Annotated in this window: 18 protein-coding genes; 4 read left to right on the top strand and 14 right to left on the bottom strand. The window is 61.2% G+C overall.

The annotated features are described in order from the left end of the window. Positions 1 to 115: 115 nt before the first annotated feature. From AC1Q6D_RS01495 to AC1Q6D_RS01475, 5 genes are all read right to left on the bottom strand, one after another. Complete coding sequence (locus AC1Q6D_RS01495; RefSeq protein ID WP_103402837.1) at positions 116 to 1141, bottom strand: putative 2-aminoethylphosphonate ABC transporter substrate-binding protein; 1026 nt, start codon at positions 1139 to 1141, stop codon at positions 116 to 118. Between the two features lie 39 nt (positions 1142 to 1180). Further along, positions 1181 to 2905 carry a putative 2-aminoethylphosphonate ABC transporter permease subunit gene (locus tag AC1Q6D_RS01490; protein ID WP_103402838.1) on the bottom strand — a complete coding sequence of 575 codons (1725 nt, stop codon included), beginning with the start codon at positions 2903 to 2905 and terminating at the stop codon, positions 1181 to 1183. Then, complete coding sequence (locus tag AC1Q6D_RS01485) at positions 2905 to 3981, bottom strand: putative 2-aminoethylphosphonate ABC transporter ATP-binding protein (protein WP_103402839.1); 1077 nt, start codon at positions 3979 to 3981, stop codon at positions 2905 to 2907. The genes AC1Q6D_RS01490 and AC1Q6D_RS01485 overlap by 1 nt, the downstream gene beginning before the upstream one ends. 223 nt (positions 3982 to 4204) lie before the next feature. Then, positions 4205 to 5068: a LysR family transcriptional regulator gene (locus AC1Q6D_RS01480; protein WP_103402840.1), complete on the bottom strand. Its 864-nt coding sequence runs from the start codon at positions 5066 to 5068 to the stop codon at positions 4205 to 4207. A 16-nt stretch (positions 5069 to 5084) separates the two neighbouring features. Continuing rightward, positions 5085 to 7370, bottom strand: coding sequence for a heavy metal translocating P-type ATPase (locus AC1Q6D_RS01475; protein ID WP_103402841.1), 2286 nt, complete (start codon positions 7368 to 7370; stop codon positions 5085 to 5087). Positions 7371 to 7455: 85 nt separating this feature from the next. Here AC1Q6D_RS01475 and cadR point away from each other — a divergent pair, with 85 nt between their 5' ends. Then, the gene (gene cadR / locus AC1Q6D_RS01470) at positions 7456 to 7905 is read left to right on the top strand and encodes a Cd(II)/Pb(II)-responsive transcriptional regulator (protein ID WP_103402842.1); all 450 of its coding nucleotides are present in this window, start codon (positions 7456 to 7458) and stop codon (positions 7903 to 7905) included. A 133-nt stretch (positions 7906 to 8038) separates the two neighbouring features. On the opposite strand, the gene AC1Q6D_RS01465 is transcribed toward cadR, so the two are convergent. From AC1Q6D_RS01465 to AC1Q6D_RS01455, 3 genes are all read right to left on the bottom strand, one after another. Next, complete coding sequence (locus AC1Q6D_RS01465) at positions 8039 to 9010, bottom strand: thymidylate synthase (protein ID WP_103402843.1); 972 nt, start codon at positions 9008 to 9010, stop codon at positions 8039 to 8041. A 48-nt stretch (positions 9011 to 9058) separates the two neighbouring features. Continuing rightward, the gene (gene lgt, locus AC1Q6D_RS01460; protein WP_103402844.1) at positions 9059 to 9871 is read right to left on the bottom strand and encodes a prolipoprotein diacylglyceryl transferase; all 813 of its coding nucleotides are present in this window, start codon (positions 9869 to 9871) and stop codon (positions 9059 to 9061) included. An 83-nt stretch (positions 9872 to 9954) separates the two neighbouring features. After that, a complete protein-coding gene (locus AC1Q6D_RS01455) occupies positions 9955 to 10737 on the bottom strand; it encodes a sulfite exporter TauE/SafE family protein (RefSeq protein WP_103402845.1) in 783 nt (260 codons plus the stop codon). Between the two features lie 132 nt (positions 10738 to 10869). Between AC1Q6D_RS01455 and AC1Q6D_RS01450 the strand changes: the two genes are divergently transcribed. After that, positions 10870 to 11616, top strand: a complete 747-nt coding sequence (locus AC1Q6D_RS01450; RefSeq protein WP_103402846.1) for an NRDE family protein — start codon at positions 10870 to 10872, stop codon at positions 11614 to 11616. A gap of 59 nt (positions 11617 to 11675) precedes the next feature. Here the strand turns inward: AC1Q6D_RS01450 and ptsP are convergent, their stop codons facing one another. After that, positions 11676 to 13955, bottom strand: coding sequence for a phosphoenolpyruvate--protein phosphotransferase (gene ptsP / locus AC1Q6D_RS01445; protein WP_103402847.1), 2280 nt, complete (start codon positions 13953 to 13955; stop codon positions 11676 to 11678). Between the two features lie 22 nt (positions 13956 to 13977). After that, positions 13978 to 14457: an RNA pyrophosphohydrolase gene (locus AC1Q6D_RS01440; protein ID WP_007897732.1), complete on the bottom strand. Its 480-nt coding sequence runs from the start codon at positions 14455 to 14457 to the stop codon at positions 13978 to 13980. Between the two features lie 143 nt (positions 14458 to 14600). Here AC1Q6D_RS01440 and AC1Q6D_RS01435 point away from each other — a divergent pair, with 143 nt between their 5' ends. Next, positions 14601 to 15257: a histidinol-phosphatase gene (locus AC1Q6D_RS01435; RefSeq protein WP_103402848.1), complete on the top strand. Its 657-nt coding sequence runs from the start codon at positions 14601 to 14603 to the stop codon at positions 15255 to 15257. A gap of 94 nt (positions 15258 to 15351) precedes the next feature. On the opposite strand, the gene AC1Q6D_RS01430 is transcribed toward AC1Q6D_RS01435, so the two are convergent. Continuing rightward, positions 15352 to 15777, bottom strand: a complete 426-nt coding sequence (locus tag AC1Q6D_RS01430; RefSeq protein WP_103402849.1) for a DUF2269 domain-containing protein — start codon at positions 15775 to 15777, stop codon at positions 15352 to 15354. Positions 15778 to 15816: 39 nt separating this feature from the next. Continuing rightward, entirely contained in the window at positions 15817 to 17331 is a 1515-nt protein-coding gene (gene ilvA / locus AC1Q6D_RS01425; RefSeq protein WP_090466510.1) for a threonine ammonia-lyase, biosynthetic, read from the bottom strand. Between the two features lie 316 nt (positions 17332 to 17647). Between ilvA and rpiA the strand changes: the two genes are divergently transcribed. Next, positions 17648 to 18322 carry a ribose-5-phosphate isomerase RpiA gene (gene rpiA / locus AC1Q6D_RS01420; RefSeq protein ID WP_103402850.1) on the top strand — a complete coding sequence of 225 codons (675 nt, stop codon included), beginning with the start codon at positions 17648 to 17650 and terminating at the stop codon, positions 18320 to 18322. Positions 18323 to 18445: 123 nt separating this feature from the next. Here rpiA and AC1Q6D_RS01415 read toward each other — a convergent pair whose 3' ends face one another. Together AC1Q6D_RS01415 and AC1Q6D_RS01410 are read right to left on the bottom strand one after the other, a co-directional pair. Continuing rightward, positions 18446 to 19363 carry an SdiA-regulated domain-containing protein gene (locus AC1Q6D_RS01415; RefSeq protein ID WP_103402852.1) on the bottom strand — a complete coding sequence of 306 codons (918 nt, stop codon included), beginning with the start codon at positions 19361 to 19363 and terminating at the stop codon, positions 18446 to 18448. A gap of 103 nt (positions 19364 to 19466) precedes the next feature. Next, on the bottom strand, positions 19467 to 20393 hold the full coding sequence (locus tag AC1Q6D_RS01410; RefSeq protein WP_103402853.1) for an SdiA-regulated domain-containing protein: 927 nt from the start codon (positions 20391 to 20393) through the stop codon (positions 19467 to 19469). Between the last annotated feature and the right edge of the window lie 163 nt (positions 20394 to 20556).

The following is a 20556-nucleotide window of genomic DNA, read 5'->3' as shown; positions in this document are numbered from 1 at the left end:
TCGCTAGCAGGCTAGCTCCCACAGGAAATCGGGGGTGTTCACAAAGTTTGTGTCCACTGAAGATCCAATGTGGGAGCTAGCCTGCTAGCGATGAGGCCCTGTCAGCCGATGAAGATTACTTGGCCACGACTTTCTCGGACTTGCCGTCATAACGCTTGCGCCATTCGGTCAGGATCTCGTCGCGATTTTTCGAAGCCCAGGCGAAGTCGTTCTTGATCAGGCGCTGTTCGTAATCCGCTGGCAGTTCAGTCTGCGGCTTGGCGATGCCCGGTTGTGCGAGGACGGCGAAGTTCTCTTTGTAGAGCTCCATGGCCTCAGGGCTGGCGGAGAAGTCCGCGAGTTTCTTCGCTGCGTCTTCGTGTGGCGTGCCTTTGATCACAGCGGTGGCTTCAATTTCCCAGCCCAGGCCTTCTTTCGGCAGGATGATGTCCAGCGGCGCGCCCTGACGTTTCAGCTGAACGGCCGGGTATTCGAAGGAAATACCGATCGGGAATTCACCGGCGGCCGCCAGTTTGCACGGCTTGGAGCCGGAGTGAACGTACTGGCCGATGTTCTGGTGCAGGCCATCCATGTAGGCCCAGCCTTGCTTCTCGCCGAAGGTTTGCAACCAGGCGCTGACGTCGAGGAAACCGGTGCCGGACGACGCCGGGTTCGGCATGACGATCTTGCCTTTGTACTCAGGCTTGGTCAGGTCCTGCCAGCTCACTGGCTTGCTCAAGCCCTGTTTCTCGGCTTCGACGGTGTTGAAGCAAATGGTCGCGGCCCAGACGTCCATGCCGACCCAGGCTGGCGGGTTGGCGGCGTCGCGGTAGTTGCCGCCGATCTTGCCCAGGTCCTTTGGCGCGTAGCTTTGCAGCATGCCTTGCTGGTCGAGGATCGCCAGGCTCGAAGCGGCCAGACCCCACACGGCATCGGCCTGTGGCCGGGCTTTCTCGGCGAGCAGTTTGGCGGTGATGATCCCGGTGGAGTCACGCACCCACTTGATTTCGACGTCCGGGTTAGCTTTTTCGAAAGCGGCCTTGTAAGCGGTCAACTGTTCGGCTTCGAGGGCGGTGTACACCGTCAACTCGGTTTTCGCCGCGAAGGCGTTCAGGCTGAAAGCGGTGAGGACAGCAGCGGCCAGGGCCATAGGCTTGAACATGATCTTTTCCTGTTTTTGAGTTGAGGGGGTTGTACGCAATCAGTGACCGGGCGCGGTCTGCCGCCAGGCCTGGGAACGGCGCAGCAAGCCGCGCGAAGCCCAGGCCAGGAGCAGGGACACGCCCGCCGAGGTGAACAGAATCAGGGTCGACATCGCCGCTGCGCCGCCGACGTTGCCGGCGTCATCCATGTTCAGCACCGCCACCGCCGCGAGGATGGTGTCGGGGCTGTAGAGGAAGATCGCCGCCGAGACGGTGGTCATGGCCGAGACGAACAGATAGCGCACGATGTCCAGCAGCGCCGGCAGGCAGATCGGCACGGTGACGCGCAGGTAGTGCCGGTACAGCGGCGCCTTGAGCGACAGCGCGGCGGCTTCGAACTCGACATCGAGTTGGCGCAGCGCGGTGGTGGCGGTCATTTGCGCGGTGGTCAAATAGTGAGCAATGGTGCAGACGATCAGCAGCGTCATGGTCCCGTAGAGCACATGCAGCGGGTTGCCGGTGAGGTTGAAGAAGAAAACATACCCCAACCCCAGCACCAGGCCCGGCACCGCCATCGGCACGAAACTGAGCATCCGCAGGGTCAGGTTCAAGCCGCGCTGGCCCTTGGTTTTTTCCATCAGGTAGGCGCCGGTGAAGATCAGCAGGCTGCCGATCAACGCGGTGCCCAGGGCCATCTTCAGGCTGTTGCCATAGGCCAGCCAGCCACCGCCGGCGGTTTCGTTGAACTGGTAATGATTGAGCGACAGCGACAGGTTGTACGGCCAGAATTTCACCAGCGACGAGAACACCGCCATGCCGAACACCAACAGCAACGCCGCGCTGATCAGCAGGACGATGGCCAGGTAGCAACCGTCGCGCCGCTTCGATGGCGCCGGCTTGAACACCTGGGCCCGCCCGCTCATGGCGTCGCCGTGACGACGGCGCAACCAGGCATCGACACCGAAACTGAACAGCGCCGGCAGCAGCAACACCATGCCGATCAGCGCACCGCGTCCGAACTGCTGCTGGCCGACGACGGCCTTGTAGGCTTCCAGAGCCAGCACTTGATAGTCGCCACCGACCACCACGGGCACGCCGAAGTCGGTGATGGTCAGGGTGAACACCAGGCAGAACGCGGCGAACACGGCCTGACGCGTCGCCGGCCAGGTGATGCTGCGAAAGGCTTTTGCCGGGCTCGCGCCCATGCTGGAAGCGGCATCGAACAGCCGCGCATCCGCCAGGGACAAGGCCGACAGTAAAATCATCAGCGCGTGTGGGAAGGTGTAGATCACCTCACCCAGAACGATGCCCCAGAAGCCATAGATGTTGTCCGAGAGCAGGCTACGCAACAGGCCTTGATTGCCGAACAGGTAAACCAGCGCGATCCCCGGCAGCATCGACGGCGCCATCAAGGGCAGCAGGGAAATGGCGCGCCAGATGCCTTTGGCCGGGATCAAGGTGCGTTGCAGGGCGTAGGCAAACAGGTAGGCCAGCGGTACGACAATGGCCGCGACGCTGAGGGAAACTTTCAGGCTATTGCCCAACAACCAGTGGAAATTGTCGCTGGTCACCAACTCCCTGGCAGCGACCCAACCACCGCCCTGCCCGGCCTCAGCACTGAACCCGCGCCAGAAAATCGCCAGCAACGGCATCAACACCGCGACGCCCAGCAACACCAACAGAAGGACTTTGCCGCCGACCACAAACAACCGATCGCCGATCTCGGCACGGGAGGTCTGCCGCACCTGCTTGTGTGGCAGAGGCAGCGCGATATTGGCGCTCATCAGGCGAAGACCTGCAGGCTGCGCGGTGGTAAGGCGACCATGATCTGTTGCGAGCCCAGACGCGGCATGGCTTCCGGCGCCAGTTCGGCCAGCAGCGCGTGCCCCGGAAGCTGATCGAGCTCGAAGCTCATGCGGCAGCGATTACCGAGGAAGGTGATTTCGCGAACCTTGGCCGGGAACAGGTTTTCTTCGTGCACCGGCGGGTTGACGTTGATCGCTTCGGGGCGGCAGAACAGGCGGCCCGAAGCGCTTTTGGCGCTGCCGTCGGCCAGGCGCATGTTCATGCCGCCGACCTGGGCGTGACTGTCGCTGCTGCGATGGAATGGCAGCCAGTTACCCTGGCCGACGAACTCCGCCACGAACGGCGTGGCCGGGCGGTTGTAGATTTCCTGTGGCGTGGCGTATTGCTCGACCTTGCCGTTGTTCATCACGGCAATGCGGTCAGCCATCAGCATGGCCTCATCCTGATTATGGGTGACCATCAGGGTGGTGATGCCGAGGTTGCGTTGCAGTTGGCGCAGCTCCGTGCACAGATGCTCGCGGACTCGAGCGTCGAGGGCCGACATCGGCTCATCCAGCAGCAACAGTGACGGTGCCGGCGCCAGGGCACGAGCCAGGGCAACGCGTTGCTGCTGGCCACCGGACAACTGGCCTGGGTACTTTTTCTCACTGCCGCTCAGGCCGACCAGTTCCAGCATCTGACCGACCCGGCGGCGCACTTCATCGCGACCACTGCCGGCGAGGCCGTAGGCAATGTTCGCTTCGACGGTCAGATTGGGAAACAACGCGTAGGACTGAAACAGAATGCCGTAGTCCCGGGCTTGGGGCGCCAGGTGGGAAACGTCGCGATCACCCAGGTACAACTCGCCGCTGTCCTGCTTTTCCAGACCGGCAATGCAGCGCAGCAAGGTGGTTTTGCCACAGCCCGACGGGCCGAGCAGGCACACCAGCTCACCGGCCGCCACATCGAGGGAAACGTTATCCAGCGCAGTGAACGCACCAAAGCGTTTCTGGACACCACGCACTTTCATGGGCGCGCCCGGGTTGGTCAGGGCAGTTGCGATCGAGTTGTTCATGGACGGACCTCATCTGGCAGATGAGCGCCATCCTAGAGTTGTAATGAGTCCGTCATGTGGCAGTGAGGCCAAAACGGCCGATAGTGGTATTCGAGGATTTTGGTTCAGGTGATGTGTTGTCCGGGCCGACGTCTTCGCTGGCAAGCCAGCTCCCACAAGGTTTCGCATTCCCCCTGTGGGAGCGGGCTTGCCCGCGATGAGGCCGGGACAAGCAATAGAGATTTCAGGCCGGAGACATTTCCTGCGCCAGCCCCAGAAATGCCGCCGGCAACCGCGCGCTTTTCCGCTCTTTAAGGCAGTACAAATACTCGGGGATCTGCGGTGCGTTCTCGATGGTCAGCACCCGTAACTGCGGATCATGGGGGACTTCCTGGCGGGCAATGATGCTGATGCCGATGTTGCGCAGCACCGCCTCACGGATCGACTCGCGACTGCCAATCTCCAGCAACGGCCCAAAGGACACGCCCGCGCCAGCCAGCAGCTCTTCGGTCAGTCGACGGGTGGTCGAGCCCGGCTCACGCATCAGCAAGGTATGCCCCGCCAGTGCACTGAGCGGTACATGATCGTGCACCGCCAGCGGATGACTTCGATGCACCGCCAACACCAGCGGATCACTGCCAAGCACCCGGCGAATCAACCGCGCATCCTCCAGCAGTTGCGAGGAGGCCGCGACATCGACCCGGTACTCCTCAAGCGCTTCCAGTACTTGTTGCGAGTTGCCGATTTCCACTGACACTTCCACTTGCGGCAAACGCTCACGAAAGGTCTTCACCAGATCGAGGATGTAGTAAGGCGCCGTGGCCGCGATGCGCAGCGTGCCTTGAACCTGGCCGCTGTTGCGCAGGAAAAACTCGATGTCGGCTTCCTGCTGCATCAGCGCCTTGACCATCGGCAACAGCCGCGCGCCCTCGTCGCTGACGCTGAGGCGGCGGCCGCCACGGTAGAACAGTTCTACTGAGTACTGACTCTCGAGGTTGCGAATCTGCGTCGTCACCGTCGGTTGGCTCAGGCCGAGCTTTTTCGCCGCCAGGGTAATGCTGCCCAGGCGGGCCACCATGTAAAAAGCCTTAAGCTCGGCACTCAGCACACCCGCCCCTCTCCTTCTACTTGCGCAACAGGCGCAAACCGTTGAACACCACCAACAGACTAACGCCCATGTCGGCGAACACCGCCATCCACATGGTGGCGAGTCCGGCGAAGGTTACCCCAAGAAAGACCGCTTTGATGACCAATGCCAACGCGATGTTCTGTTTGAGGATGCTCGAGGTTTGCCGTGACAGGCGAATGAACGCCGGAATTTTGCGCAGATCGTCGTCCATCAGGGCGACATCAGCGGTTTCGATAGCAGTATCGGTACCAGCGGCGGCCATGGCGAAGCCGATTTCCGCCCGGGCCAGTGCCGGCGCATCGTTGATTCCGTCGCCGACCATTGCGACGCGATGGCCCTGTGCATAAAGCGCTTCAATGGCTTGCAGTTTGTCGGTCGGCAACAGGTCGCCTTTGGCTTCGTCGATACCGACTTGAGCCGCAATGGCCTGGGCGGTGTGCACGTTGTCGCCCGTGAGCATCAGGGTTTTGATGCCCAGCTCATGCAGTTGCCGGATCGCTTCACGGCTGGAGTCTTTCACTGTGTCGGCCACGGCGAACAGGGCCAGGGGGCCGGACTGGTCGAGTAACAGCACCACGGATTTGCCCTGTTTTTCCAGCGCGAAGAGTTTCTCTTCCAATTCAGGCGAGCAGAGATTCAGCTCTTCCACCAAGCGGTGGTTACCCAGGTAATAAACCTGTCCGCCCACCTCGCCGCGCACCCCACGACCGGCCAAGGCCTCGAAGTTATCCACAGTCAGCGGCGCGAGCTGTTTATCCACAGCCGCGTTGGCGATGGCCAGAGACACCGGGTGATCCGAGCGACCGGCCAGCGCCGCCGCAAGGGCCGGGGCCAACGCTGCGGCAACGGGATCGAGTGACAGGTAATCGGTCTGCACCGGTTTGCCGTGGGTGATGGTGCCGGTCTTGTCGAGGGCCAGGTAATCGAGCTTGTGACCACCCTCCAGATAAACGCCGCCCTTCACCAGAATGCCTTTGCGCGCCGCCGCCGCGAGGCCGCTGACGATGGTCACCGGGGTTGAGATCACCAGGGCGCACGGGCAGGCCACCACCAGCAACACCAGTGCGCGGTAGATCCAGTCGAACCATAGCGCGCCCATGAACAACGGCGGGATGACCGCCACCGCCAGGGCCAGAATGAACACGGCCGGGGTGTAGATTTTTGAAAACTGGTCAACGAATCGTTGGGTCGGCGCCCGCGCGCCCTGGGCCTGCTCCACGGCGTGGATGATCCGCGCCAGGGTCGAATTGTTGGCGGCGGCCGTCACGGCGTACTCCAGGGAGCCGGCCTGGTTGATGGTGCCAGCGAACACTTTATCGCCGACGGTTTTCTCCACCGGCAGACTTTCGCCGGTGATCGGCGCCTGATCGATGGTCGACGTGCCGGACAGCACCTCGCCGTCCAGGCCGATGCGCTCACCGGGGCGTACGCGCACCCGTGCACCGAGCTCGATGGTTTTGACGTCCTGTTCGACCCAGGTGCCGTCAGCCTGCTGCACCGTGGCCCGCTCCGGGGTCATCTGCATCAAGCCGCCGATGGCGTTGCGCGCGCGGTCGAGGGATTTGGCTTCGATCAACTCGGCCACGGTGAACAGGAACATCACCATGGCCGCTTCCGGCCACTGCCCGATGAGGATCGCGCCGGTCACCGCGATACTCATCAACGCGTTGATGTTCAGGTTGAGGTTCTTCAGGGCGATCCAGCCCTTTTTATAAGTGCCCAGCCCGCCGCTGAGGATCGACACCAGCGCAATGATAGCTACCACCCAGTTCGGCGCGGCGCCGGTGAAATGAATGACTTCGGCCAGCAATGCGCCCACGCCAGACAGCGCCAAGGGCCACCAGGGCTTTTTCTCGACGGCCGGGGCTGGCGCTTCAACGCCCTGCTCCAGCGGCTCGGCCTGCATGCCGAGGGACTTGATGGCATCGATGATCGGTGCGGTGTTCGGCAGGTCGTGGGTCACGCCCAACACCCGGTTGATCAGGTTGAATTCCAGCTGCTGCACACCCGCCAGCTTGCCGAGCTTGTTCTGGATCAGTGTTTGCTCGGTCGGGCAGTCCATCGCTTCAATGCGGAAACTGCTCAGCCGCGCGCCAGCCGTCGGCGTTTCGCTCAACTTGACCAGCGACGGTGCCGCCACTTTGGCCGAACAGCAGGAATCGCCGTGACCACCATGCTCATGCTTCTGCACAGGCTGCAGCTTGTGGCTGTGATCGTGATCGTGATCGTGATCGTGATCGTGATCAGTCTCGGGTTTGTGGGTGTGAAGGGAATCGCTCATTGGGTCGCGTCCATGAAGGTGCCTGTTGCCAAGTAAAGACCCTGTAGCCACTATAGGGTCAAGCACCCATTTGGAGATTGCCGTCATGAAGATCGGAGAACTGGCCAAACTCACCGACTGCGCCGTGGAGACCATCCGCTACTACGAGCGCGAAAACCTGCTGCCGGAGCCGGCCCGCAGCGACGGCAACTACCGCGTCTACACCCAGGCCCACGCCGAGCGCCTGACCTTCATCCGCAATTGCCGCACCCTCGACATGACCCTCGAAGAAATCCGCAGCCTGCTGGCTTTGCGCGACAGCCCGCAGGATCAGTGCGAAAACGTGAATGCGCTGATCGACGAACACATCCACCACGTCAAGGCGCGGATCGACGGGCTGCTCGCGCTACAGGCACAACTGCTCGACCTGCGCCAACGCTGCGGCGAAGGGCCGGATATCGATCAGTGCGGGATTTTGCAGCGGCTGGAGGTGAGTGGCGGGGTGGTGGCCACGGAGGTTGAGCATTCACATGTGGGCCGTAGCCACGGCCACTGAAAACACCGCTGATCCTGTAGGAGCGAGCCTGCTCGCGATGGATTCAGGGACGCCGCTTGGTATCGGGCTCCCCGCGTTATCGTTGACCACCATCGCGAGCAGGCTCGCTCCTACAGGGGTACAGCGTACGGCTTCAGACCGCCATCGGCGCCGTCATCGGCGGATGGTGCTCGTAGCCTTCCAGCGAGAAATCACTCGGCTCGACCAATTCGAGCCATTCCGGCTGGTACACACCCGTCTTGGCAAACTCCGGCACACGATCACTGATCACCAGTTTCGGCATCGGGAACGGCTCGCGCTTGAGCTGCTCGTTGAGCATGTCCAGGTGGTTTTCGTAGACGTGGGCGTCACCGATGAAATAGGTGAACCAACGCGGCGTGTAGCCGGTCAGGCGACCGATCAGGCTCAGCAGCGCGGCGCCTTCGGTGAGGTTGAACGGCGTGCCCAGGCCCAGGTCGTTGGAGCGGATGTAGAGGGTCAAGGAAATCTCTTTGGTCTCAACATTCGGGTGGAACTGGTACAGCAGGTGGCACGGCGGCAGGGCCATTTCATCGAGTTGGGCGACGTTCCAGCCGTGGAACAGGATGCGGCGGCTGCCCGGGTCCTTGATGATGGTGTCGACGCATTGACGAATCTGGTCGATGGCTTTGTACAGCACCACATAGGCCTGGCCGTCTTCTTCGCCTTCGGCGATCTGGCGGTAGCCTTGTTTCAGGGTCTGCTCGATGGCCGCCTGGTTGTTGACCGGGATCTGTTTGTACGCCGGCCACTTGCGCCATTGCACGCCATAGATCTCGCCGAGGTCGTCTTCGCCCTGACGGAACGGGTTGGCCAGCCACTGGGCGTTCTCGTTGGCGTTCTGGTCCCAGACCTTGCAGCCCAGGGCGCGGAATTCTGCCGCGTTGTTCACGCCCCGCAGGAAGCCACACATCTCGCCGATGGCGGATTTGAAGGCCATTTTGCGCGTGGTGATCGCCGGGAAGCCTTCCTTGAGGTCATAACGCAGCATCGCCCCAGGGAAGCTGATGGTGTTCACGCCCGTGCGGTTGGCCTGTTTGGTGCCGTTCTTGATGACGTGGGCGACCAGTTCGAGATATTGCTTCATGAGTTACCTGTGTCCTTGAACCCGGAGCCTTGGCTCCGGGGTTCGAATTTATACGGCTGCCGCTGGAGCTGCCGGCGCGCGGTGATACGCCAGCCAGATCAGGAACAGCCCGCCAACGATCATCGGCACGCACAGCACCTGGCCCATGGTCAGCCAGTTCCAGGCCAGATAGCCCAGTTGTGCGTCCGGCACGCGGACGAATTCGACGATGAAACGGAAGATGCCATAGAACAGCGCGAACATCCCGGAGACCGCCATGGTTGGCCGCGGCTTGCGCGAGAACAGCCACAGGATCAGGAACAGCGCCACGCCTTCGAGCGCGAATTGATACAGCTGCGACGGGTGACGCGGCAACTGCGCCGGATCGCTGAACGGCGGGAAGATCATCGCCCACGGCACGTCCGTCGGCTTGCCCCACAGCTCGGCATTGATGAAGTTGCCGATGCGCCCGGCACCCAGGCCGATCGGCACCATGGGGGCGACGAAGTCCATCAACTGGAAGAACGACTTGTTGTTCTTTTTACCGAACCACAAGGCCGCCAGCATCACCCCGATGAAGCCGCCGTGGAACGACATGCCGCCCTTCCACACCTCGAAAATCAGCGTCGGATTGGCCAGGTACGCACTCAGATCGTAGAACAACACGTAGCCCAGGCGGCCGCCGACGATCACCCCCATCGACATCCAGAACACCATGTCGGAGAGCTTTTCCTTGGTCCAGGTCGGATCGAAGCGGTTCATCCGCCGCGACGCCAGCAGCCAGGCGCCGCCGATGCCGATCAGGTACATCAGACCGTACCAGTGGATTTTCAGCGGACCGATGGCCAGGGCCACCGGGTCGATCTGCGGGTAAGGCAGCATTGCGACTCCTCGTTAGAGTTCAAATCTCAAAAATTCCCGGGCGACGCTGCCACCTCAGGATTAAGCCAGGATTGCGCTGTGCGTCAGAGCAAGAAGTTCAGGCCGACGCAGAACAGCAAAGCGGCAAACAGTCTTTTCAGCAACTTCGGCGACAGCTTGTGGGCCAAACGTGCGCCGATGCGGGCGAAAAACATGCTGGTCAGGGCAATGCCCAACAACGCCGGCAAATAAACAAAACCGAGACTATGGGCCGGCAACAATGGATCGTGCCAGCCCAGAATCATGAAAAATAATGCACTGGACAACGCAATCGGCAGGCCGCAGGCCGATGAGGTGGCCACCGCTTGCTGCATCGGTACACTGCGCCAGGTCAGGAACGGCACGGTCAGCGAACCTCCGCCAATCCCGAAAATCGCCGACGCCCAGCCAATCACACTGCCAGCCACCGTCAGACCGAATTTACCCGGTACCGTTCGGCTGGCCTTGGGTTTGAGGTCCAGCGCCAGTTGCGCAGCGATGACCAGGGCGAACACGCCAATGATCTTTTGCAGGTTTGGCCCGGAGATCGCTTCGGCGGTCACTGCGCCGAAACCGGCGCCGATCAGGATGCCAACGGTCAGCCAGACGAAAATCGGCCAACGCACGGCGCCACGTCGGTGATGCTCGCGAATGGCGTTGACCGAAGTAAAAATGATGGTCGCCAGGGACGTGCCGACTGCCAGGTGCGTGAGGATCGACGGATCGAACCCTTGCGCCTTGAAACTAAAGACCAGCACCGGGACGATAATGATCCCGCCGCCGACGCCAAACAGCCCGGCCAGCACGCCGGCACAGGCGCCGAGCGCCAGATAGAGCAGAAATTCCATGGTGCTTCACCACCCAACCCCAAAACCGGAGCGGCATGGTAACGGATGCATGGCCCCCGGCTCCACTGGATGGCGATGGATACCCGCACGATGACTGCGTAGAGTGAGCAAAAAACACACAAGGACCACCTTATGTGCCTGATTGTTTTCGCCTGGCGCCCGGGTCATGCCCAGCCATTGATCGTGGCGGCCAACCGCGACGAATTTTACGCCCGCCCCAGCCTGCCGCTGGCGCAGTGGTCCGAAACACCGCAGGTCCACGCCGGACGTGACCTGGAGGCGGGTGGAACCTGGCTCGGCATTGGCGCCAACGGGCGCTTTGCCGCGCTGACCAATATCCGCGATCCGCATCGACCACCCGGCCGCCGATCACGCGGTGAACTGGTGGCGCGCTTTCTCACCGGCGAACTGCCGATTGATGACTATTTAGACGACGTTGTCGCACGTTCGCCGGAATATGGCGGCTTTAACCTGCTGGTGGGCAACCTGCACGAGCTGTGGCATTTCAATGCCCGAGAGTCGGAAGCCGTCCTGCTGCAACCGGGAATCTACGGGGTGTCGAATGCCGGTCTGGATACACCGTGGCCGAAGCTGATCAAGGCGAAAGCGGCCCTGAGCAAAGTACTGGATGATCCCCAGCCTCAAGCATTGTTGAACTTGTTGAGCGATCCGCAAACGGCGCCCTTTGCCGAGCTGCCGGATACCGGGGTGGGACTGGCCACTGAGACGTTGCTGTCGAGCGTGTTCATTGCCAGCCAGAGTTACGGCACTCGGGCGAGTACGGCGCTGATTGTGCACGCGGACGGTTCGCGGCATTTGGTCGAAAGGAGTTTCGGGCCCTATGGCGGACATTTGGGCGAGATAGAGATCAGGCTTTAATTTTGTATTACATGGACAGGCCCCATCGCGAGCAAGCTCGCGATGGGGCGGTCAGTGTTTCAGAGGGTTTTGACCGACGCCGGATTGATCATCCGCGACAACCCAAGGTTCTTCAGCGCCAGTTGCAGCGAGCTGTGGATCACTTGCGGGTTGTCGATGGTCATCAGCTCGGCCAGCAATTCCTTGGCCTTGCTCAGGTTGATCTGGCGCAGCATCCACTTCACTTTCGGCAAGTTGGTGGCGTTCATCGACAGGCTGTCGAAACCCATGGCCATCAACAGCACCGCCGCCGCCGGGTCACCGGCCATCTCACCGCAGATACTCACCGGCTTGCCTTCGGCATGGGCATCGCGCACCACGTTTTGCAGTGCTTGCAGTACCGCCGGGTGCAGGTAGTCGTAGAGATCGGCCACCCGTGGGTTGTTACGGTCCACGGCCAGCAGGTACTGGGTCAGGTCGTTGGAGCCGACAGACAGGAAGTCCACCTGCCGCGCCAGTTCCCTGGTCTGGTAGACCGCCGCGGGTATCTCGATCATCACGCCAATGGGCGGCATCGGCACGTCGGTGCCTTCGTCGCGCACTTCACCCCAGGCCCGGTGAATCAGGTGAAGGGCTTCTTCGAGTTCATGGGTGCCGGAGATCATCGGCAGCAGAATTCGCAGGTTGTTCAAGCCTTCGCTGGCCTTGAGCATGGCGCGGGTCTGGACCAGGAAGATTTCCGGGTGGTCGAGCGTCACGCGAATGCCGCGCCAGCCGAGGAACGGGTTGTCTTCCTTGATCGGGAAGTACGACAGCGCCTTGTCGCCGCCGATGTCGAGGCTGCGCATGGTCACCGGTTGCGGATGGAACGCAGCGAGTTGCTCGCGGTAGATCGCCAGTTGTTCTTTTTCGCTGGGGAAGCGCTGGTTGATCATGAACGGCACTTCGGTGCGGTACAGGCCAACGCCTTCGGCCCCGCGCTTCTGTGCTCGCGCCACATCGGCCAGCAGGCCGGTGTTGACCCACAGCGGCATGCGGTGGCCATCAACCGTCACGCACGGCAGATCGCGCAGGGCATCGAGGCCCAGCGCCAGTTGTTTCTCTTCCTCGACCACATCGGCGAACTGCTTGCGCAGCACATCGCTCGGGTTGGTGTAGACCTCGCCGTGGTAGCCGTCGACGATCATCTGGATGCCGTCGACCTTGGAGTACGGCAGGTCGACCAGGCCCATCACCGTCGGGATACCCATGGCGCGCGCCAGGATCGCCACATGGGAGTTACCCGAACCGAGTACCGAGACCAGACCCGCCAGCTTGCCTTCCGGCACCTCGCCGAGCATGGCCGGCGTCAGTTCTTCGCTGACCAGAATGGTGTTGTCGGGGTAGACCAGGGTTTGCTGACGCTCTTCCTGCAGGTAAGCGAGCAAGCGCCGACCCAGGTCCTTGACGTCCGAGGCGCGCTCACGCAGGTAGGCGTCGTCCATCAACTCGAAACGGTTGACGTGATCGGTGACCACCTGACGCAACGCGCCCTGGGCCCACTGACCGGTCTTGATCACGGTGGTCACTTCACTGCCGAGCGCCGCGTCGTCGAGCATCATCAGGTAGACGTCGAACAGGGCGCGCTCTTCGGGACGCAACTGGGTGGCGAGCTTGGCGGACAATGCGCGCATGTCGGCGCGCACACCCTCGATGGCGGTCTTGAAAAGCCCCAGCTCGGCGTCGATGTCGATGATGGTTTTGTCGGGCACCACATCCAGATCGGCCGGAGGCAGCATGACCACTGCCGTACCGACCGCCGCGCCCGGCGAACCCGGTACGCCGACGAACTTGGCTTCCTGAATGCCTTTGCCCTGACGGCCCAGGCCACGGATCGAACCGGTGGCCTCGGCGTGGGCGATAACACCGGCGAGCTGCGCACTCATGGTCACGAGGAAGGCTTCTTCACCCTCATCGAACTGGCGGCGTTCTTTTTGCTGAATGACCAACACGCCGACGACGCGACGGTGGTGGATGATCGGCGCCCCGAGGAACGAGGCGTAGCGCTCTTCGCCGGTTTCGGCGAAATAGCGGTAGCGCGGGTGATCCGCGGCATTTTCGAGGTTCAGGGGTTCTTCACGCGTGCCGACCAGGCCGACCAGACCTTCATTGGGCGCCATGCTGACCTTGCCGATCGAGCGCTTGTTCAAGCCCTCGGTGGCCATCAGCACGAAACGGTTGGTCTCGGGATCAAGCAGGTAGACCGAGCAGACCTGGCTGCCCATGGCCTCTTTGACGCGCAACACAATAATCCCCAACGCCGCCTTGAGATCCTTGGCGGAGTTAACTTCCTGGACGATCTTGCGCAGCGTATTGAGCATGGCTCGGGGTCGAACTCCGTCGTCAGTCGCGCGCTAAAAGGCGCGGGGCAAGCTCTTTGAGGGCGCGTCGATACACCTCGCGCTTGAATGTCACAACCTGGCCCAACGGATACCAATAGCTGACCCAGCGCCAGCCATCGAACTCCGGTTTACCGGTCAAATCCATCCGCACCCGCTGCTCATTGGAGATCAGGCGCAGGAGAAACCATTTCTGCTTCTGGCCGATGCACAGCGGTTGGCTGTGGGTCCTGACCAGACGTTGCGGCAAACGATAGCGCAACCAGCCCCGGGTGCAGGCGAGAATTTCAACATCTTCGCGCTCCAGGCCCACTTCTTCGTTCAACTCGCGGTACAAGGCGTCTTCCGGCGTCTCCTGGGGGTTGATTCCACCTTGGGGAAACTGCCAGGCATCTTGATTGATACGGCGAGCCCATAGCACCTGTCCGGCATCATTCGTGAGAATGATCCCGACATTAGGACGGAAACCATCGGGGTCGATCACGGCAACAACCTCGCAAACGCATGTCGTCGCATTGTTCCACAAAGGTCGTGAAGGCAGCAACGCGCCGGCCTACCTTATGTGCACTCTTGTGAAAAGTCCGTATTCTGGACGCCTTTCTACAGACTTTTCAGCGAGTAACTGCAATGCGGCTGGCTTTATTCGACTTGGACAACACCCTTCTGGGCGGCGACAGCGACCACGCGTGGGGCGATTACCTGTGTGAGCGCGGCTTCCTCGACGCCGTGGCCTACAAGACACGCAACGACGAGTTCTATCAGGATTACCTGGCTGGCAAGCTGGATAACGACGCCTACCTGAATTTCTGTCTCGAGGTCCTCGGCCGCACCGAAATGGCCACGCTGGATCAATGGCACAACGACTACATGCGCGATTGCATCGAGCCGATCGTACTGCCCAAGGCGATTGAATTGCTGGGCAGGCACCGCGACGCCGGCGACAAGCTGGTGATCATCACCGCCACCAACCGCTTCGTGACCGGACCGATTGCCGCACGCCTGGGCGTGGAAACCCTGATCGCCACCGAATGCGAGATGGTCGACGGCCGTTACACCGGACGCAGCACAGACGTGCCGTGCTTCCGTGAAGGCAAGGTGACGCGATTGAATCGTTGGCTGGAGGAGACTGGGCATTCGCTGGAAGACAGCTACTTCTATAGCGACTCGATGAATGATCTGGCGTTGCTGGAGCAGGTGGCGAATCCGGTGGCCGTCGATCCGGACCCCAACCTCCATGCTGAAGCCCAAAAGCGTGGCTGGCCGGTCATCAGTCTGCGCGACTGACCGATGACCCCACTGTAGGAGCGAGCGTGCTCGCGATGGTCGTTAACGAAAACGCGGGGCACCTGATGCCCCGTTTTCGCGAGCAGGCTCGCCCCTACACTGGCTTGGCGCCCATCAATCCGGCAATGGCGATAAAACAGACAAAACTGAACAACGCCAGGGCAAAGGTGAATTTCCCTACGCCACCCGGCGTCTTGCGCAGCTTGTTCAGGCGCGCCAGCAGCCAGAACCACGCCAGCGCCGCCACGGTGTAGAGCACGCTCGACGCCAGCAGCCAGGTTTGCCCCAGCGGCCAGCCCACCAGGTGGACCATCCACCAGCCGGTAAACGGCATGCTCAGTAGCGCCAGCCCCATCAACAGCCAGACAAACACCCGCGGCCTTTGCAGGGTGCGACTTGCCGCCGTCGCATCACCGTTGCGCCGGGCCCGCCAGACCCAGATCCCCAAGCCCAATGCACCCAGCAGCAACACGACTGTCGCCACCAAGTGCGCCGCTTTCAGGGCAGTCAACGTTTCCATGGCTCGATTTCCTTATGACTTGCCCATCAGCGTAGCCGTTCAGCCGAGAAACAGCTTATAGGCCGGGTTGTCACTTTCGTCCCAGTACGGGTAGCCGATTTCCTCAAGCGCCGCAGGCACCAGATGACGCTCATCGTGAGGCACCTGCAGCCCGGCAACCACACGGCCGTCCGCCGCGCCATGGTTGCGGTAGTGGAACATCGAAATGTTCCAGCGCCCGCCGAGCTTGCTGAGGAAGTTGAACAATGCACCCGGACGCTCAGGGAATTCGAAGCGCAGGATCACTTCATCGACCACCTGGGCCGCACGACCGCCGACCATGTGGCGAATGTGCAACTTGGCCAGTTCGTTGTCGGTCAGGTCGATCACCGGGAAGCCTTGCTCGCTGAGGCTGGCAATCAGCGCACTGCGCGGGTCGGTTTCCGGGTGCGTCTGCACGCCAACGAAAATGTGCGCCTCGCTGCCGGTGTTGTAGCGGTAGTTGAATTCGGTGATCTGGCGCTTGCCGATGGCTTCGCAGAACGCCTTGAAGCTGCCCGGCTTTTCGGGAATCGTCACGGCGATGATAGCCTCGCGACCTTCACCCAGCTCGGCACGCTCGGCCACGTGGCGCAAACGATCGAAGTTGACGTTGGCGCCGGAATCGATGGCCACGAAGGTGTGCCCGGTGACGCCGTGCTGCTCGACGTACTTCTTGATCCCCGCCACGCCCAAGGCGCCGGCAGGTTCGGTGATCGAGCGGGTATCGTCGTAGATATCCTTGATCGCGGCGCAGATTTCGTCGGTACTGACGGTAATCACTTCATCGACATGGTCTTTGCAGATATCAAAGGTGTACTGGCCGATCTGGGCCACCGCGACGCCGTCGGCGAAGATGCCCACGGTCGGCAGCACAACGCGCTCACCGGCCGCCATGGCGGCCTGCAGGCAGTTGGAGTCGTCCGGCTCGACGCCGATGATCTTGATTTCGGGACGCAGGTATTTCACGTAAGCCGCGATACCGGCGATCAGCCCGCCACCGCCCACCGGGACGAAAATCGCGTCCAGGCGCCCTGGATGCTGGCGCAGAATCTCCATGGCCACCGTGCCCTGCCCGGCAATGGTGTGGGGATCGTCGTAAGGGTGGATATAGACGTAGCCTTTTTCATCGACCAGTTTCAGCGAATAGGCCAGGGCTTCCGGGAACGAATCGCCGTGCAGCACCACTTTGCCGCCACGGGAGCGCACGCCTTCGACCTTGATCTCGGGAGTGGTCTTGGGCATCACGATGGTCGCTTTCACGCCCAACACCTTGGCCGCCAGGGCCAGGCCTTGCGCATGGTTGCCCGCCGAAGCGGTGACCACGCCACGGGCGCGCTCTTCATCGCTCAATTGGGTCAGCTTGTTGTAAGCGCCGCGAATCTTGAACGAGAACACCGGCTGCAAGTCTTCGCGCTTGAGCAAAATACTGTTGCCCAGCCGCTCGGAGAGCTGACGGGCAGTCTGCAATGGAGTTTCTACGGCAACGTCATAAACGCGCGAGGTGAGGATCTTTTTGACGTACTGTTCAAGCATCGGAAAGCATCACTGAGCGGGTTGGGCAGGACCACGGAGTCTAACCCGGCTTTTGGGCAGACGACCACACTAAACCGGTGGTTTTAAGTCACCCGAAAGAGATCACTCCCTGTAGGAGCGAGCTTGCTCGCGAAAAAACCAACGGCACCGCGGGGCATCAGGTTTTACGCGTTATCGTTCACGACCATCGCGAGCAAACTCGCTCCTACAGTAATTGGGCGCGCATCTGACCCGCCAATCGGGCAATGACCTGCCCCGCTCCCAAGGCCTATAATGCTGGCCTTTCGTTTCCCCTCTTCGGCACCTCGGAGCCCGCATGACCCAGGATCAACTCAAACAGGCAGTGGCTCAGGCCGCCGTCGACTTCATCCTTCCGAAACTCGATGACAAGAGCATCGTCGGGGTCGGCACCGGCTCCACCGCCAACTGCTTCATCGACGCCCTGGCCCAGCACAAGGGCGCATTCGACGGCGCGGTTGCCAGCTCCGAAGCCACGGCCGCCCGTCTCAAGGGTCATGGCATTCCGGTGTACGAGCTCAATACCGTCAGCGACCTGGAGTTCTACGTCGACGGCGCCGATGAAAGCGATGAACACCTGCACCTGATCAAGGGCGGTGGCGCAGCCTTGACCCGCGAGAAGATCGTCGCGGCCGTGGCCAAGACCTTCATCTGCATCGCCGATGCCAGCAAGCTGGTGCCGGTTCTGGGCAACTTCCCACTGCCAGTGGAAGTGATCCCGATGGCCCGCAGCCACGTGGCCCGCGAACTGGTGAAGCTCGGCGGCGACCCGGTCTATCGTGAAGGCGTGCTGACCGACAACGGCAATATCATCCTCGACGTCTACAACATGCAGATCACCAACCCGGTGGAGCTGGAAAAGCAGATCAACGCGATTGTCGGCGTGGTCACCAATGGCCTGTTCGCTGCGCGCCCTGCGGATTTGCTGTTGCTGGGGACCAGTGAAGGCGTGAAGACCCTGCGCGCCGAGTAAGCCAGACACAAAAACTGTGTGAGCGAGCCTGCTCGCGGTCAGGCCTGATCAGTCGACTCAGATGTTGAATGATGGACCGAAATCGCGAGCAGGCTCGCTCCCACATTGATCTTGCAGTGCTGGTCAAGGCTGCGGCGGCTTCTTGAAGACGTAGAACAAGTTCGGCTCGCTCACCAGATACATCGTGCCGTCGTCGTCCATGGCGATCCCCTCCGCTTGCGGAACGGTCTTTTGCAACCCCTGCCGACCCTTGTTCAGCGACAGGGTGCTCAGCGGTCGACCGTCCACATCCAGCTCAAGAATCAGCCTCGACTCGTCGGACAGCGCCAACAGGTGGCCACTGCGCTCGTCATATTGCAGGCTCGACAGGTCCCGCACGAACATCCCGGCATCACGCCTGGGATTGTTGATGACATGCACCGCGTAGGATTTTTCCGGGTTGAAATGCGGAAATCCGTGCACTTCGTAGATCAACATCGGGTCGCGCTCCTTGGCGACAAACAGGCGCTTGCCCACCGAGTCGTATGCCAATCCTTCAAACCCCTTGTTGCCGCTCATGTGCACGCCAAGCGTCATCTGTTCGGCGTCCGCCGCATCGAGGAAGGTAGCGCCCTGCTCCAGGTGAATCTTGATCAGGCGCTGCTGGCGTTCGTCAGTGATCACGTAGGTGTCGGCGCTGATGAACTCAACGGCCTCCGGATCGCCAAAGCCGATCAATGCCACGCGACGCAAAATTTTGCCGTCCAGGGACAGCTCGATCAGCTCGGCGTTTTTATTGGTCACGGTGAACAGGCTTTTGCGTACCGGGTCGAAGGTCAACGCCGAAACATCGTCATCCAGGCCTTCGATGACTTGCCCCTCCAGCACCACCTGATAGCGCTCCAGGCCAATGGATTGCGCATTCATCGGCTGCCAAAGCGTGTTCAGGTTGAACCAGGCGCGCTCGAACAGGCGCAGGTACTGGCCAATCGCAGACAACACGATCAGCACAATCACCGAGAGCATCACTATTAATGGTTTGGGGCGGGCAAGTCGACGCATTCAGGCAGCTCGAAATCAAAACAGGCGGATGAAATATCACGCCTGTCTGAATTCAAGCTTAAAGGTCATTAGCGCTGAAAAACAATGCAGGAACAGCCGCTGGTCAGCGTTGTTTTTCGAAGCGGTAGAACAGGTTGGGCTCACTCACCATGTACAGCGTGCCGGCCTCGTCCATGGTCACGCCTTCAGCGCGGGGAATGGTGTTTTTCAGGCCATTGAAACCACCCAGCAGGGCAATGAAGCTGACCTGCTCGCCCTTTTTATCCAGCTCCAGCAACAGGTGGGAATCGGCGGACAGTACCAGCATGTGCCCGGTCCGTGGATCGATGGCCAGGGCCGAGAGATTGCGCATGTCCAGTGCATGACTGGCAAGCTTGACCTTGTCTCCGGTCAGCACCTTGCCGTCGCCTTTCCAGGTAAACAATGCTGGCGGGCGCTCTTCGCCCAGCATCAATTGCTGATTGCGCGAGTCCCAGGTGACCCCTTCGAACGCCTTGTTCTGGTCTTTCGACGGCCCGAGGTCGTATTTCGGGAAGTTGGCGATGTTCAGCTCGCGGGTGTCGGCATCGACCTTGACGATGGTTATCAGGTGCGAGCGCTCATCGACAATGGCCAGCAAGCCGTTACCCAGCACCGTGACGCCTTCCGGATTGCTCCAGCCCACCAGCGGCATTTTGCGCAACACATCGCCCTGCAACGTCAACTCGACCAGAAACGGGTTTTTGCCCATGACCGAAAACAGGGTTTTGGTCTGCGGATCGTAGGCCAGGTCCGACGCTTCGTCCTTTTCCATACCCGGCAGGGGCTTGGCGTCGATCACCGCGCGATAATCCGGCAGCCAGACGCTCGCCTGGCGCTCGGCCGGGCTCTTGAACTGCTCGCGCACCCACAACACGCCACGATTGTCCCAATGCATGGCAAACGCGAGGCCGTAAGCGGCGACGACGACCAGCAAAAGCCAGGAATACCAACGCATGGCGAAGCGCGAACGACGGGCAGGTTTCGGCGTGAGCAGCGGTTGGGTAGCCATCGGAGAATGCATCCAGAAATTCAGGCTATGGGTAATAGCACAGTTGGGATCGGCTCAAACGCCGAAGCCCTGGAATTATCCAGACAGAATGTGAAAAAAACGGGAAATGGCGGGAACGCCCTGTGGGAGCAAGCAAGCTCGCCCCCACAGGGTTCAGCGGTGT

This window comes from Pseudomonas sp. MT92 (assembly GCF_058792515.1).
This window is presented reverse-complemented; position numbering and strand designations above follow the sequence as displayed.

What these genes read in the sequence shown, in the direction of transcription:
- AC1Q6D_RS01495 (WP_103402837.1), bottom strand. Translation starts at nt 1,141, where the DNA reads ATGTTCAAGCCTATGGCCCTGGCCGCTGCTGTCCTCACCGCTTTCAGC.
- AC1Q6D_RS01490 (WP_103402838.1), bottom strand. Translation starts at nt 2,905, where the DNA reads ATGAGCGCCAATATCGCGCTGCCTCTGCCACACAAGCAGGTGCGGCAG.
- AC1Q6D_RS01485 (WP_103402839.1), bottom strand. Translation starts at nt 3,981, where the DNA reads ATGAACAACTCGATCGCAACTGCCCTGACCAACCCGGGCGCGCCCATG.
- AC1Q6D_RS01475 (WP_103402841.1), bottom strand. Translation starts at nt 7,370, where the DNA reads ATGAGCGATTCCCTTCACACCCACAAACCCGAGACTGATCACGATCAC.
- cadR (WP_103402842.1), top strand. Translation starts at nt 7,456, where the DNA reads ATGAAGATCGGAGAACTGGCCAAACTCACCGACTGCGCCGTGGAGACC.
- AC1Q6D_RS01465 (WP_103402843.1), bottom strand. Translation starts at nt 9,010, where the DNA reads ATGAAGCAATATCTCGAACTGGTCGCCCACGTCATCAAGAACGGCACC.
- lgt (WP_103402844.1), bottom strand. Translation starts at nt 9,871, where the DNA reads ATGCTGCCTTACCCGCAGATCGACCCGGTGGCCCTGGCCATCGGTCCG.
- AC1Q6D_RS01455 (WP_103402845.1), bottom strand. Translation starts at nt 10,737, where the DNA reads ATGGAATTTCTGCTCTATCTGGCGCTCGGCGCCTGTGCCGGCGTGCTG.
- AC1Q6D_RS01450 (WP_103402846.1), top strand. Translation starts at nt 10,870, where the DNA reads ATGTGCCTGATTGTTTTCGCCTGGCGCCCGGGTCATGCCCAGCCATTG.
- ptsP (WP_103402847.1), bottom strand. Translation starts at nt 13,955, where the DNA reads ATGCTCAATACGCTGCGCAAGATCGTCCAGGAAGTTAACTCCGCCAAG.
- AC1Q6D_RS01435 (WP_103402848.1), top strand. Translation starts at nt 14,601, where the DNA reads ATGCGGCTGGCTTTATTCGACTTGGACAACACCCTTCTGGGCGGCGAC.
- AC1Q6D_RS01430 (WP_103402849.1), bottom strand. Translation starts at nt 15,777, where the DNA reads ATGGAAACGTTGACTGCCCTGAAAGCGGCGCACTTGGTGGCGACAGTC.
- ilvA (WP_090466510.1), bottom strand. Translation starts at nt 17,331, where the DNA reads ATGCTTGAACAGTACGTCAAAAAGATCCTCACCTCGCGCGTTTATGAC.
- rpiA (WP_103402850.1), top strand. Translation starts at nt 17,648, where the DNA reads ATGACCCAGGATCAACTCAAACAGGCAGTGGCTCAGGCCGCCGTCGAC.
- AC1Q6D_RS01415 (WP_103402852.1), bottom strand. Translation starts at nt 19,363, where the DNA reads ATGCGTCGACTTGCCCGCCCCAAACCATTAATAGTGATGCTCTCGGTG.
- AC1Q6D_RS01410 (WP_103402853.1), bottom strand. Translation starts at nt 20,393, where the DNA reads ATGGCTACCCAACCGCTGCTCACGCCGAAACCTGCCCGTCGTTCGCGC.